This window comes from Chryseobacterium sp. HMWF035, from assembly GCF_003094695.1.
Taxonomy (GTDB): domain Bacteria; phylum Bacteroidota; class Bacteroidia; order Flavobacteriales; family Weeksellaceae; genus Chryseobacterium; species Chryseobacterium gambrini.
The window spans coordinates 79,681-92,645 of record NZ_QEHP01000014.1; the positions used below are offsets into that span (position 1 = coordinate 79,681).

Here is a 12,965-nt window from a genome sequence, read left to right on the forward strand (position 1 = left end):
TTGATCATATTTTATCAATCTCACCAGACTTCAGTCTGATGCGAAGATTACCGATCAAGGTTAGGTTGGGTAAAATTGATGATAAGATTTGTCTGAAGCCTGTTTGTTTTTCTGATAAAGTTGTTTATAGTAAAAATCTTTGCTCCTTTAGGAGCAGAATCTGTGTAGAAATAAGAATCAGTTCATCAATCAATCCGTAGGATTGATATCTGTAATTCTCAATGAATTTTCTAAAGATAGCGTTCCTACGGAACGCCGAACGTACGTCTAATATTGATTTTTTAATTAAAAATCCCTGCACATCGCAATATGCAGGGAAATGTTATTTAGTAAAAATTACTTCGCAATAAGTTCCGCTTCGAAAACCTCTGTAAAATGCTTTCTTATTTTCGCTTTAATATCTTCCATTTCTTTAGGAGTGAGTTCTCTTTCCAGTTCTCTTTTTAAGGAAGTTACCTGTTTGTCTTTAATGCCGCACGGAATGATGTATTCAAAATAACGCATATCCGTATTTACATTTAAAGCAAATCCGTGTAAAGTTACCCATCGTGAAGCTTTTACCCCCATAGCGCAGATCTTTCTTGCATAAGGTTTTCCCACATCCAGCCAGACTCCTGTTTCTCCGGGAGAACGTTCGCCTTTCAATCCGTATTCGGCAATGGTTCTGATGATGACTTCTTCCAGATTTCTCATGTATTTATGAATATCCGTGAAGAAATTTTCAAGGTCTAAAATAGGATAGCCTACAATCTGTCCGTAACCGTGATACGTAATATCTCCGCCGCGGTTTACCTTTACGAAAGTGGCATCAATCTCTTTCAGTTTATCAATTCCGGCAAGCATATTTTCTTCATGTCCGCTTTTTCCCAGCGTATACACATGAGGATGTTCTACAAGAAGAAAATGATTGGGCGTTTCGCTGTGCTGTTCCGCAGGAAGATCGCGGTTTTTAATTTTCAGATCTATGATGTTTTTCATCAGAGATTCCTGATAATCCCACGCCGACTGATATTCCCGCGTTCCTAAGTCTTCAAATTCTACTACTTTATTCTGAATTGTATTCATATCATTTTTTGAATACACAAATTTAGTGATTTTTAGGCTTTAATGGAATGGATGAAATCTATAGCTTTGGTCTTCCAGTCTCTATTTTGAAGTAAAATGTTGACGAAAGCAGTTCCGATGATCCCGCCATCCGCTTTTTCGGTTACATTTTCGAAGTCTTCTTTTGATTTGATTCCAAAACCGATCATCACCGGATTTTTCAAAGGAAGTGAAGCTAATCTTGAAAGATATTCCTCGTTTTTGAGAACAGCCTGATCGTTTCCAGTGGTTGAAGACGAACTTACCGCATACAAAAATCCGGAACTTAAGGAATCGAGGTATAAAATTCTTTCGTCCGAAGTTTCGGGAGTCACCAGAAAGGTGAAATTCAGATGGTATTTTGCTAAAACTTTCTGATAATTTTTCTCGAATTCAATAGGAGGGAGATCGGGAATAATTAATCCTGAAACTCCGCTTTCCGAACATGCTGCACAGAATTCTTCAAATCCGAAACGCAGCACCGGATTGATGTAGCCCATTAAAATTAAAGGAATTTTTATTTCGTTTCTAATAGATTTCAATTGTGAGAAGAGTTTTTCGATGGTCATTCCGTTTTTCAGGGCTAATTCATGAGCCTGCTGAATAACGGGACCGTCTGCAACAGGATCTGAATACGGCATCCCGATTTCGATCATCTCTACGCCGGAATCCTGAATTAATTGTATGATTTCAGCAGTGTTTTCCAGCTCGGGAATTCCTGCGGTGAAGTATATATTTAGTTTTTTCATTTAAAAATGCTTTTTAATGATGTCATTTCGTAAAATCTGCTTAAAATGTTTTTTATTTTAACCGCAAAAGGTGCAAAAGATATTTATAATGTATGATTATAATATATTTTAAGCTCTCAAAAGTTTAAAAATCAAAGATTTTTTGAAAGCTGTTGTGATCTTTTTATTGATAAACACTAATCATTTAGTTTATCTTTTATGACTTTTATGGTTAAATAAAGTGTAAGTTCATCAGTTCTTCGTAATGACAAAAATTATTTTTGATGTTGACGATGCGATCCGGCTTGAACGGAGCTCTTTTTGTGCAGCAAAGCGGAACAAAAAAGCGGGAGTGGAAGACGGAAATTATCGCCCGAATTATTTTACAAATGTTTCAAATACGTTTCCATGTCTTTATCTCCGCGACCGCTGAGACAAATGACCACAATATCGTCTTCGTTGAATTTCTTTTTGTCGAAAACCGCGAGCGCGTGAGAGCTTTCCAGAGCGGGAATGATGCCTTCGATTTTGGTGAGTTCGAACGCTGATTTTAGTGCTTCATCGTCGTTGATGCTGAAAAATTCTGCTCTTTGTTCCCTGAACAGATTTGCGTGAAAAGGTCCTATTCCGGGATAATCCAGCCCTGCAGAAATGGAGTGGGGCTCGATAACCTGTCCGTCATTGGTCTGCATCACAAGGCTTTTGCTTCCGTGAAGAATGCCTAAAGTTCCCAGAAAAGTCGTTGCGGCAGATTTTCCGGATTCTACGCCGAAACCACCGGCTTCAGCAGCAATAATTTTCACGTGTTTTTCGTTCACAAAATGGTAAAAAGCGCCTGCTGCATTGCTTCCACCACCAACACAGGCAATAATATAATCAGGATTTTCTCTTCCTGTCTGTTCCAGAAGCTGTTCTTTTATCTCTTTTGAAATCACACTCTGAAATCTCGCCACAAGATCCGGAAAAGGATGCGGACCGACCACACTTCCGATGACGTAATGAGTGGTCACGGGATTGTTGATCCAGTCTCTTAAGGCTTCATTTACAGCATCTTTTAGTGTTTTGGAACCTGAAGTTGCGGGAACGACTTTTGCGCCGAGCATTTTCATTCTTGCGACATTGGGAGCCTGTCTCTGGATATCGACTTCACCCATGTAAACAATGCATTCCAGTCCTAAAAGCGCGCAGGCTGTAGCGGTGGCAACGCCGTGTTGTCCGGCTCCGGTTTCGGCAATGATTCTGTTTTTTCCGAGACGTTTTGCCAACAAAACCTGTCCTAAAGCGTTATTGATTTTATGCGCTCCGGTGTGGTTGAGATCTTCTCTTTTTAAGTAAATTTTGGTGTTGTATTTCCGGCTTAAATTTTTCGCAAAATACAATGGTGTTGTACGTCCTACGTAATTTTTTAACAAATCCTGATATTCCTGTTGAAAATCTTCAGATTCAATAATGTCAAGATAGTTTTTTTGCAGTTCCTCTACGTTCGGGTAGAGCATTTCCGGGATGAAAGCGCCTCCGAATTCTCCATAATATCCGTGTTCGTCGGGGTTTCTATAATTCATTTTGTAATGTATTTATCAGTGAAAGGTTATAATCAAACTGCTGTTTGCTGATCTGTCTGTTCTGATGCAGCAGATGCAGTTTTGCAGTTAAATCTATTAAAATATCTAAATCTAATTTCGAGTTGTACATGGTAATCGCAATTTCAAGATTATCAACAAGATAATAAGAGTCGAATTTCTCATACAGGCAGAAAATTTTACAGTAAACGATTCCAAAATCATATTTCACACTGGCTTTTACGTTGCTGTCGAGTAATTTATCGGCAATCACTACCAAATGATAGCTGTCCCAGAAATGAATGGTTTTAAAGAAATATTCGACATCTTCTTTGTGAAAATTTTTAATGATTTCGATGAAATCACTTAATAATCCTCCGATGTACCAATATTCTGTATTGCTGTCATTTTCAGAGACAAAATCATGCAGTCTTTCTACTTTTTCATTTTCAAATTTTTGAGAAAACAGGACTCTGTGAACGGATTTTCCGATCTCTTCAAGATTTAATTTCTTAAATTTTAAAAGCTTCAGTTTTCTCGAATAATATTTTTTCAATGTTTTTTGTTTTTTTATTGTAAGCTTGTTTAAACTTTTTTACCACAAAAGATGCAAAAGATTGTAACACTTTAGTTGTTTAAGTTTACTACTTAATGGAAAAAAGAGCACATAAGTTTAAAAATCAAAGATTTTTTTTCTTTGCAGACTTTTGAAATACTTTAAATAAATCCAATAAAGTCTTTTGTATCTTTTGCGGTTAATTTTAAATGAGTTTAAACAAATTTTGTGTTTTAATTTATGATCAGATCAGTTTTTCTTTAAATATTTTTATCCGGCTGATGTTTTTAACTCCGGGTTCTGTTTCGAACCTCGAATTGATGTCCAGAGCAAAAGGCTTTTGTTGTAAAATGCCGATGTTTTCTGTATTTTCTTCTGAAATTCCGCCACTTAAAAAATAGGGAAGGGGAATTTCAATGTCGTTTAACAGATTCCAGTCGAAGGTCTTTCCTGTTCCTCCAAATGATTTTGAATCGGTGTCGAAAAGAATATAATCGTTTGTTTGCGCATATTGATTGATTGTTTTCTGAAGCTCATCAGAGTTTTGATTTCCAATTCGGATCACTTTGATGATTTTGATTTCAGAATTTAATTTTTTTCTTAATTCTGTAATAAAATATTCATCTTCATCGCCGTGAAGCTGTATGAAATTCAGTTTTGCTTTTTCTGCTGTTTCAACTATTTTTTCTAAGTTTTCATTTACGAAAACGCCGACTTTTCCTGGATGTTCAATTGCTGAAATCTGTTCCGGATTCAAATGCTTCAAAACATACCTGAGCGATTTTTCATAAAAGATAAAACCAAGAAAGTCTGTCTGTAAAGATATTAACTTCTGAATCTGATCAGATTGGGTTAATCCACAAACTTTTAGCTTTGGAGCATTTTTATTCGTCAATAGATTGTTGTCTGTAAAATTCATACCAGATTTTTAAATTCCTGTACTCGTAATAAATTCAGCCAACTTTTTTCCGGGATCTTCATGTTTCATAAAATATTCGCCCATCAGAAATCCGTCGAAACCTTCATTTTTTAAATATCTGAAATCTTCTTCGTTGTAGATTCCGCTTTCGGCAACAGACAGAATGTCTTTCGGAAGCTGATTTTTCAAATTAACCGAATGTTGCAGATCCACTTTGAAATCTTTCAAGTTCCTGTTGTTAATTCCCACAAGATCAATGTTTTTATTAATGTGTTTCAGCTCTTCTTCGGTATGGATTTCCAGTAAAACTTCCAATCCCAACTCGTGAGAAAGTTCTGTAAATTCTGAAACCTGTTGTGGTGAAAGACAGGCTGCAATCAATAAAATAACATCTGCACCGATGCTTTTGGCTTCATAAAACTGATATTCATCGATCATGAAATCTTTTCGCAGAATCGGAATATTTACAGAATTTCTTACATTCAGAATATCCTCAGAACTTCCTCCGAAAAAATCACGATCCGTTAAAACAGAAATTCCGCTCGCCCCGAATTTTTCATATGCGGAAACCACTTTTAAAGGTGAAACTGTATCATTAATAATTCCTTTTGAGGGAGATTGTCTTTTGAATTCGGCAATGATTCCGCTTCTCTTTTTTAAGCTTTCTTTCAGTGAAAAATTTTCTCTTCCGAAAAATTCAGATTCCTTCAATGCTGAGATTGAAGTATTCGATTTCGAGAAGGAAACCTCTTCTTTTTTTCTTTGTATGATTTTATCTAAAATATTCATCTTTCTTTTTAATTTACTATTCATTGTCATTTCGAACGTAATGAAATGAAGTGAGAAATCTGTTTTTTAAATGTAGTTATGTGTACCTAAAGTTTTCAGCATATTCTGTGTTTTTATAGATTCTTCACTTCACTGCGTTTCGCTCTGAATGACAAAAGACCGATAATGAAATGAAAAAGTATTATTCCAAAAGAAGTTCCAGACTTCTTAATGCTTTTCCTCCATGTAAACTTTCTTTCGCCATCAAAAGGCAATCTTCATAGCTTCCGAATTTTTCGGTGTGATAAAGGGCGACGGCTGCATTTGCCAATACGACTGTATTCTGTTGTTCCGTTCCTTTTCCCTGAAGAATATTTCTGAAAATTTTTGCCGTTTCCTGAGGCGTTTCTCCCGCTTTTATACTTTCATGCGTGATAGAATCAAAACCAAGATCTTCCGTGGAATAGACTTCTTCTCCTTTTTTGGTAATAATTTTACTGTCGTGGGTAAGACTGATCTCGTCGTAGCCGTCCATCCCGTGAACAAGGATAAAATCACGGTTGTCCTTCTGCAAAAGATACTGGTAAATTCTTGCGATTTCCAGATTGTAAACGCCGATCATGGAAAACTGAGGTTTTGCCGGATTCACAAGCGGGCCGAGAAGGTTGAAAAACGTTCTGAGACCTAAAGCTCTTCGCAGCGCACCAACCGATTGCAGTGCCGGATGAAAGTAGGGAGCGTGTAAAAAACAGATGTTGGCTTTTTCAAGATCTTCCTGAAGTCTTTCCGAACTGTTTTTGAATTCATAGCCCAGTTCTTCCAGTACATTGGAAGATCCGGTGATGGTAGAAGCTCCGTAATTTCCGTGTTTTGTTACTTTCTGTCCCGTTCCTGCAACTACAAAACTTGCTAAAGTTGAGATATTGATAGTGTTTTTTCCGTCACCGCCCGTTCCTACAATATCAATGGCATCTCCGGAATCGATGTTTACGGGAACTGCCATTTGCAGAAGGGCTTCACGAAAGCCTTCCAGCTCTTTAAGTGTGATATTTCGCATGAGGAAAACACTTATAAAAGCCGTAACTTCGGTTGCATTGAATTTATTCTGGGCAATCTCAATCATAATCGCCTTTGCCTCAGATTTGGACAAGGTATGATGATTAAAAAGGTATTGCAGGATCTCTTTCATTTGTGGAGGTTTTATGGTTGAGGGAATTTGTGCTGTTTTCAATTGAGTAGAAAGTTTTTGATAATAATTTCTCCCTGCGGAGTAAGAATGCTTTCCGGATGAAACTGTACGCCGTGAACATCATATTTTTTGTGCTGTAACGCCATAATCATTCCATCTTTGTCTACTGCGGTAATTTCCAGTTCTTCCGGCAGATCTTCGCGGTTAACAACCCAACTGTGGTATCTTCCGACTTCAATTCCGCTGGATAGATTTTTAAAAATTTTGGTATCTTCTTTTACGAAATCTGCGGAAGTTGCCACTCCATGAAAAATTTCGGAAAGATTGGTTAAACTTCCTCCAAAAGCTTCTGCAATTGCCTGCTGACCGAGACATACGCCTAAAATGCTTTTTGTAGGAGCGTATTCTTTGATCAGATCCAGTAAAATTCCGGCTTCTTCCGGAATTCCGGGACCGGGTGAAAGCACGATTTTATCGTACTGATCGATTTCTTCCAGACTGATCTGGTCATTCTTTACCACATCCACTTTGGTATCCAAAACTCTCTCGATAATCTGAACCAGATTGTAGGTAAAGCTGTCGTAATTATCGAATACGAGAACTTTAGTTTGTTTTATAGTATTGCTCATTTTTTTTGATTTTAATAATTTTCGACTAATTTCTCCGCTTTTTCCACTGCTTTTTTCAGGGCATTCAGTTTATTGTTTACTTCCTGAAGCTCACTTTCGGGGTTTGATTTTGCCACAAGTCCGGCTCCTGCCTGATAATACAGCGTATTGTTTTTGCTTAAAAAAGTACGGATCATAATTGCCTGATTGCAGTCTCCGTTCAAGCCAATCATTCCGATGCATCCGCCATAATAACCTCTGGAATCTTTTTCATATTGGTTAATTAACTGCAACGCTCTGTGTTTTGGGGCTCCGCTTAAAGTTCCCTGCGGAAAAGTTGTTGCCACCATTTCGAAAGGATTTACATTTTCCTGCAGATCTGCGGTTACTTCGCTTACCATGTGGATAACGTGAGAGAAAAGCTGTATTTCCTTTAATTTGGTTACCGTTACGTTTTTTCCGAGTTTTCCAAGATCATTCCTTGCAAGATCAACAAGCATCGTGTGTTCTGCATTTTCTTTTTCATCGTTTTTTAAATTTTCGATAGACTGGAGATCCGTTTCAAAATGTCCTGTTCGTTTGAATGTTCCGGCAATCGGATGAATAACGGCTTTGTTGTTTTTGATGATTAACTGGCTTTCAGGGCTTGAACCGAAGAGTTTGTAATTGCCATAATCGAAGAAAAATAAATAAGGGGAAGGATTGATGTTTCTTAATGCACGGTAGACATTGAATTCATCTCCTTTAAATTTCTGCTGAAATCTTCTGCTTAAAACCAATTGAAAAACATCGCCTCTCATGCAGTGTTTCTGGGCTGTTTTTACGAGTTCAATATATTCTTCATCCGTAATATTAGAAGTTTCTGCTCCTTCTTTTTCGAAAGGATAAATTACGGAATTCAGATTCTTGATTAAGCTTTCAAGAAGGTAAAATTCAGATTTTACACCTTCCATCTGATTTTCAATAATATGCATTTCATCATTGTAATGATTGATGGCAATAACATATTGATATAATCGGTAACGAAGAATCGGGATTTCAACTTTGGGACTCTGTGCTTTGAACTGAATATTTTCAAAAAACTGAACCGCCTCGAAACTGGTATATCCGAAAAGACTTTGTGCCGTCTGTTCTATAGGATCTGCCGTTTTTTCGCATTCGAAAAGATCTGAGAAATTCTGAAAAACATCTTCAATTTTATTTTCAATGATAAATTGTTTTACAGGTTCCTGTCCCGGAAGCTTTATTTCAAAATCATTTAAATTTTTAATTTCAATTCCGGCAATCGCATTGATGGCAATGAAAGAGAAGTTGTTATCGATATTTTTAGAATCTGAGCTTTCCAGAAGAATAGTATCTCTGAATTTGTCGCGAATCTGCAGATAGATATTCATCGGAGTCTGAAGATCTCCGAGTGTTTTTTTGGAAACGGTTTTTATTTTTATCTTTTTACTGAACATTGCAGTTGAATTTTAAAATGGATGAAACAAAAAAAGACTTCAACGGATTACGTCAAAGTCTTTATTATTTGTTATAAATTATTTCTGTTGGTTGTTTAGCATTAACAACATGACAATAACATCAGACCCGACGAAGAGTTTGAATGCCACCACCACATATTTTTGTTGTTAACCATAGTACAAATGTATATAATTTTTTTAATATGAAAACAAAAAAATTATGAAATTAAAAAAAACTTTTATGGTTGTCCGCAATTTGTCATCATTAAAAAACCTTTGAGTTCTTTGCTGAGTGAAACGCCTTTGCGAACCCAAAAACAGTTGGCATATAAAAGAATCTTAGCGAACCCTTTGCGTTAAAAAGCAATATGATTAATAACAGATCATCAAAAAACTTAATCTGAAACTGATGGCTTTCACTAATCAGAAGAATCATTTAGCAGAAAAAATTTAATGAAATATCTTTAAAGTGGAGGTTTATCATAAGTTTGAAACTTTATTTTTTATATTTTTGTCTAAATTTTATAGGAAAAATAATGAAAAAAGTATTAGCAATCGCGTTTATCGGTGGTTTATTGGCAGCTAGCTGCTCTAAAAAGCCAAATCATGACTTACAGGACAGCAACACGATGTTGCCAGAGCCGGATGCTCCAACTGTGGTGGATTCTACTGCCAAAAAAACTGAAGCAGCAAAAGTAAATGCCGCAGAATCTCTTCCTGCAGCTGAAGCTAAAGCAGATACTCTTACAAAAAAATAATGAAAAATCTGTTTTTGACAGGATGTCTGGCAATGCTGATGTTTTCCTGTTCCAAAAAAGAAAATACACCTGTTGATGCGGCTTCTCCTGAAGCTACATCAATGAATGAACCGGCGAAAAGTAATCTTTCCGGCGACAAAATTATTGAAACGCTGGACTGTTCCGGATGTCATGCGGTGAATGAAAGAATGATAGGACCTTCTTATCAGGAAATAGCGGATAAGTATTCTGAAAAAGATGCAGAAATGCTGGCTTCCAAGATTATAGAAGGCGGAAGCGGAGTTTGGGGAGGCGTTCCGATGTCTCCACATCCACAGGTATCGAAAGAAGATGCCAAAAAAATGGTACAGTATATTTTAAGTCTGAAAAAATAATTGATGACTGAAAAGTCTGCTTTACATCCAAGAAATCTGCATCGTGATCCTTATGATTTCGAAAAGCTGATTTCCTGTGTACCGGAACTTAAACATTATGTTTTTGTGAACGCTTATCAAAGTGTAACAATTAATTTCAGTCTTCCGAAGGCTGTAAAATTGCTGAATAAAGCTTTGCTGTTACACTTTTATAAGGTTCAGGATTGGGATATTCCCGATGGTAATCTCTGTCCTCCGATTCCCGGAAGAGCAGATTACATTCATTATATTGCCGATTTAATCGGTGAAAAAGATCCTCAGAATTCTGATATTAAAGGACTGGATATCGGGACAGGAGCAAATCTTGTCTATCCTTTAATTGCCCATCGTTCTTACGGGTGGAAAATGCTTGGAACTGATATTAACGACATTTCCCTGAAAAATGCAGAATATATTTTAAGTCAGAATCCGGATTTATTACCTTTTATACATCTGAAAAAACAGCCGAAAACTCAACGTATTTTCAAAAATATTATTGATAAAGAAGATCGTTTTGTATTTTCGATGTGCAATCCGCCTTTTCATGATTCCGAAGAATCTGCCATGAAAGGGAATTTCAGAAAGACAAAAAATCTCAAAAAATCTACGGTTAAAAAACCATTACTGAATTTCGGAGGACAACAGTCGGAATTATGGTGTGAAGGCGGAGAACTGGCTTTCATTACAAATATGATTCGCGAAAGTGCTCTGTATTCCTCTCAGGTTTTATGGTTTACCTGTCTTGTTTCCAAAAAAGAGAACCTCAGTAAATTAACATTCCTTTTAAAGAAAATAAAAGCAGTCGATTTCAGGATTATCGAAATGTCTCAGGGACAGAAAATCAGCCGTATATTGGCTTGGACCTTTGTTGATCTTAATAAGCATAAAGACTGGTTTTTGAAGTCAAAAATATAAATGTCCTACATTATATTGGTAAGGCGTTTTAATATTGTGTTTTTAGAACAATTTTCTTTACAATATCTGCGTCTGAGTATTCTATCCATGCAAAATATCAAGCCTATTGTTTTCGGTAGATAAACTTGGTATCGGTTTGACGCTGTCTGCTAATTTAGCAGCCGAATTGATTTGTGACTGTACATAATAATCTATTACAGCATAAAATATTTGCTTCAACTTTAAAGCAGAATTTTATAAATAATCACTAAATTTGTACGCTTTTAGAAAAATAAGAAATGCAATTATCAGAACAAGAAATCATTAGAAGAGAAAAGCTGAATAAGCTTGTTGAAATGGGGATTAATGCATTCCCGGCGGATGAATACATCATTACAGATACTACAGAATCTATAAAACAGGATTTCGCAGAAAGTAAACAGGTGAAGATCGCGGGAAGACTGATGTCGCGAAGAATTCAGGGGAAAGCTTCTTTTGCTGAGTTGCAGGATTCTACAGGAAGAATTCAGGTGTATTTTAACAGGGATGAGATCTGTACAGGAGAAGATAAAACGTTATATAATGAAGTGTACAAACATCTTTTGGATATCGGAGATATTATCGGAATTGAAGGTGAGCTGTTTACAACACAGGTAGGAGAGAAGACGGTTTTGGTGAAAAATTTCACGCTGTTAACGAAATCTTTAAGACCTCTTCCACAGGCAAAAACGGATGAAAACGGTGTTGTTCATGATGCATTCAATGATCCGGAGCTAAGATACAGACAGCGTTATGTAGATTTAACGGTAAATCCTCAGATTAAGGAAGTTTTCGTAAAAAGAACAAAATTGTTCAATGCAATGAGAACATTCTTTAATGATGCAGGATATTTTGAGGTGGAAACTCCGATCTTACAGGCGATTCCGGGAGGAGCTGCGGCAAGACCTTTCATTACACATCACAATGCTTTGGATATTCCTTTATATTTAAGAATTGCCAACGAGTTATATCTTAAAAGATTAATCGTAGGTGGTTTTGACGGGGTTTATGAATTCTCCAAAAACTTCAGAAATGAAGGAATGGACAGAACCCACAATCCGGAATTTACCGCAATGGAAATTTATGTAGCCTACAAAGACTACAACTGGATGATGGATTTCACGGAGAAGTTATTAGAGTTCTGTGCCATTCAGGTGAACGGAACAACAAAAGCTACTTTCGGGGAATACGAAGTGGATTTCAAAGCGCCTTACCAGAGAATTTCCATGACGGATGCGATCCTGAAATTTACAGGATTCGATATCACCGGAAAAACAGAACAGGAATTATTCGATTTTGCAAAATCTATCGGAATTGATGTGAATGAAACGATGGGGAAAGGAAAATTAATTGATGAAATTTTTGGTGAAAAATGCGAAGGAAACTTTATTCAGCCAACTTTCATTACAGATTATCCGATCGAAATGTCACCGCTTACGAAAAAGCACAGAAGCAAAGAAGGTTTAACCGAGCGTTTTGAACTGATGGTTTGCGGAAAAGAAATCGCCAATGCGTATTCTGAGCTTAATGATCCGATTGACCAGAGAGAACGTTTTGAGGAGCAGCTAAAATTATCAGAAAAAGGAGACGACGAAGCAGGACAGTTTATTGATGAAGATTTCTTAAGAGCGCTGGAATACGGAATGCCGCCAACTTCCGGTTTAGGAATCGGAATGGACAGATTAATTATGTTCCTTACAAATAATGCATCCATTCAGGAAGTTTTATTCTTCCCTCAGATGAGACCTGAAAAAGCGGTTCCTCAAATTGAACTGGGTGAAGATGAAAAAGTAATTCTTGAAATTTTAAAATCAGGAGAACAGATTGCTTTGGCAGAAGTGAAAGAGCAATCTCAACTTTCAGGAAAGAAATGGGACAAGGCATCCAAAACTTTAACGAAAAATAATATCGTGAAAGTGGAGAAGATTGATGAGGTTCTTTTGATGAAACTGGTTTAAGATTTTATATCATATAATTTAGTTCCGGCGGAAGCAAAGCTTCCGCCGGAATTT

13 protein-coding genes are annotated in these 12,965 nt (G+C 36.7%); 4 read left to right on the forward strand and 9 right to left on the reverse strand.

Translation table 11 applies throughout. The features are described from left to right. Window positions 1–336: 336 nt before the first annotated feature. The 9 genes from lipB to DD829_RS02295 form a co-directional block, all read right to left on the reverse strand. Window positions 337–1,065: a lipoyl(octanoyl) transferase LipB gene (lipB, locus tag DD829_RS02255; protein ID WP_108409594.1), complete on the reverse strand. Its 729-nt coding sequence runs from the start codon at window positions 1,063–1,065 to the stop codon at window positions 337–339. 32 nt (window positions 1,066–1,097) lie between these two features. Continuing rightward, window positions 1,098–1,832, reverse strand: a complete 735-nt coding sequence (gene trpA, locus DD829_RS02260; RefSeq protein WP_108409593.1) for a tryptophan synthase subunit alpha — start codon at window positions 1,830–1,832, stop codon at window positions 1,098–1,100. 362 nt (window positions 1,833–2,194) lie between these two features. After that, window positions 2,195–3,373, reverse strand: a complete 1,179-nt coding sequence (gene trpB / locus DD829_RS02265; protein ID WP_108410244.1) for a tryptophan synthase subunit beta — start codon at window positions 3,371–3,373, stop codon at window positions 2,195–2,197. Continuing rightward, window positions 3,363–3,926, reverse strand: coding sequence for a hypothetical protein (locus tag DD829_RS02270; protein WP_076393267.1), 564 nt, complete (start codon window positions 3,924–3,926; stop codon window positions 3,363–3,365). The genes trpB and DD829_RS02270 overlap by 11 nt, the downstream gene beginning before the upstream one ends. A gap of 244 nt (window positions 3,927–4,170) precedes the next feature. Continuing rightward, window positions 4,171–4,845 (reverse strand): phosphoribosylanthranilate isomerase, encoded by a 675-nt coding sequence (locus tag DD829_RS02275; RefSeq protein WP_108410273.1) that lies wholly within the window; start codon window positions 4,843–4,845, stop codon window positions 4,171–4,173. A gap of 9 nt (window positions 4,846–4,854) precedes the next feature. Then, the gene (gene trpC / locus DD829_RS02280) at window positions 4,855–5,634 is read right to left on the reverse strand and encodes an indole-3-glycerol phosphate synthase TrpC (RefSeq protein ID WP_116547487.1); all 780 of its coding nucleotides are present in this window, start codon (window positions 5,632–5,634) and stop codon (window positions 4,855–4,857) included. A 181-nt stretch (window positions 5,635–5,815) separates the two neighbouring features. Continuing rightward, complete coding sequence (gene trpD / locus DD829_RS02285; RefSeq protein ID WP_108411660.1) at window positions 5,816–6,802, reverse strand: anthranilate phosphoribosyltransferase; 987 nt, start codon at window positions 6,800–6,802, stop codon at window positions 5,816–5,818. Between the two features lie 38 nt (window positions 6,803–6,840). After that, window positions 6,841–7,431: an anthranilate synthase component II gene (locus DD829_RS02290; protein WP_108411658.1), complete on the reverse strand. Its 591-nt coding sequence runs from the start codon at window positions 7,429–7,431 to the stop codon at window positions 6,841–6,843. Between the two features lie 11 nt (window positions 7,432–7,442). Beyond that, the gene (locus tag DD829_RS02295; RefSeq protein WP_116547477.1) at window positions 7,443–8,870 is read right to left on the reverse strand and encodes an anthranilate synthase component I family protein; all 1,428 of its coding nucleotides are present in this window, start codon (window positions 8,868–8,870) and stop codon (window positions 7,443–7,445) included. Window positions 8,871–9,406: 536 nt separating this feature from the next. On the opposite strand from DD829_RS02295, the gene DD829_RS02300 reads away from it, so the two are divergent. The 4 genes from DD829_RS02300 to lysS all read left to right on the forward strand — a co-directional run bounded on the left by DD829_RS02300 (window position 9,407) and on the right by lysS (window position 12,911). Next, window positions 9,407–9,628, forward strand: a complete 222-nt coding sequence (locus tag DD829_RS02300; protein WP_076393272.1) for a hypothetical protein — start codon at window positions 9,407–9,409, stop codon at window positions 9,626–9,628. Further along, a complete protein-coding gene (locus DD829_RS02305) occupies window positions 9,628–10,002 on the forward strand; it encodes a c-type cytochrome (protein WP_076393273.1) in 375 nt (124 codons plus the stop codon). Before DD829_RS02300 ends, DD829_RS02305 begins: the two co-directional genes overlap by 1 nt. Before the next feature lie 3 nt (window positions 10,003–10,005). Continuing rightward, window positions 10,006–10,935, forward strand: a complete 930-nt coding sequence (gene rlmF / locus DD829_RS02310; RefSeq protein WP_165796750.1) for a 23S rRNA (adenine(1618)-N(6))-methyltransferase RlmF — start codon at window positions 10,006–10,008, stop codon at window positions 10,933–10,935. A 278-nt stretch (window positions 10,936–11,213) separates the two neighbouring features. Next, window positions 11,214–12,911 carry a lysine--tRNA ligase gene (gene lysS, locus DD829_RS02315; RefSeq protein ID WP_108411496.1) on the forward strand — a complete coding sequence of 566 codons (1,698 nt, stop codon included), beginning with the start codon at window positions 11,214–11,216 and terminating at the stop codon, window positions 12,909–12,911. Window positions 12,912–12,965 lie beyond the last annotated feature (54 nt).

Bases quoted from the DNA above. Each gene is read 5' to 3' on its own strand.
- rlmF (WP_165796750.1), top strand. From the start codon at position 10,006: ATGACTGAAAAGTCTGCTTTACATCCAAGAAATCTGCATCGTGATCCT.
- DD829_RS02295 (WP_116547477.1), bottom strand. From the start codon at position 8,870: ATGTTCAGTAAAAAGATAAAAATAAAAACCGTTTCCAAAAAAACACTC.
- DD829_RS02290 (WP_108411658.1), bottom strand. From the start codon at position 7,431: ATGAGCAATACTATAAAACAAACTAAAGTTCTCGTATTCGATAATTAC.
- DD829_RS02305 (WP_076393273.1), top strand. From the start codon at position 9,628: ATGAAAAATCTGTTTTTGACAGGATGTCTGGCAATGCTGATGTTTTCC.
- DD829_RS02300 (WP_076393272.1), top strand. From the start codon at position 9,407: ATGAAAAAAGTATTAGCAATCGCGTTTATCGGTGGTTTATTGGCAGCT.
- trpD (WP_108411660.1), bottom strand. From the start codon at position 6,802: ATGAAAGAGATCCTGCAATACCTTTTTAATCATCATACCTTGTCCAAA.
- trpA (WP_108409593.1), bottom strand. From the start codon at position 1,832: ATGAAAAAACTAAATATATACTTCACCGCAGGAATTCCCGAGCTGGAA.
- lysS (WP_108411496.1), top strand. From the start codon at position 11,214: ATGCAATTATCAGAACAAGAAATCATTAGAAGAGAAAAGCTGAATAAG.
- DD829_RS02275 (WP_108410273.1), bottom strand. From the start codon at position 4,845: ATGAATTTTACAGACAACAATCTATTGACGAATAAAAATGCTCCAAAG.
- trpC (WP_116547487.1), bottom strand. From the start codon at position 5,634: ATGAATATTTTAGATAAAATCATACAAAGAAAAAAAGAAGAGGTTTCC.
- lipB (WP_108409594.1), bottom strand. From the start codon at position 1,065: ATGAATACAATTCAGAATAAAGTAGTAGAATTTGAAGACTTAGGAACG.
- trpB (WP_108410244.1), bottom strand. From the start codon at position 3,373: ATGAATTATAGAAACCCCGACGAACACGGATATTATGGAGAATTCGGA.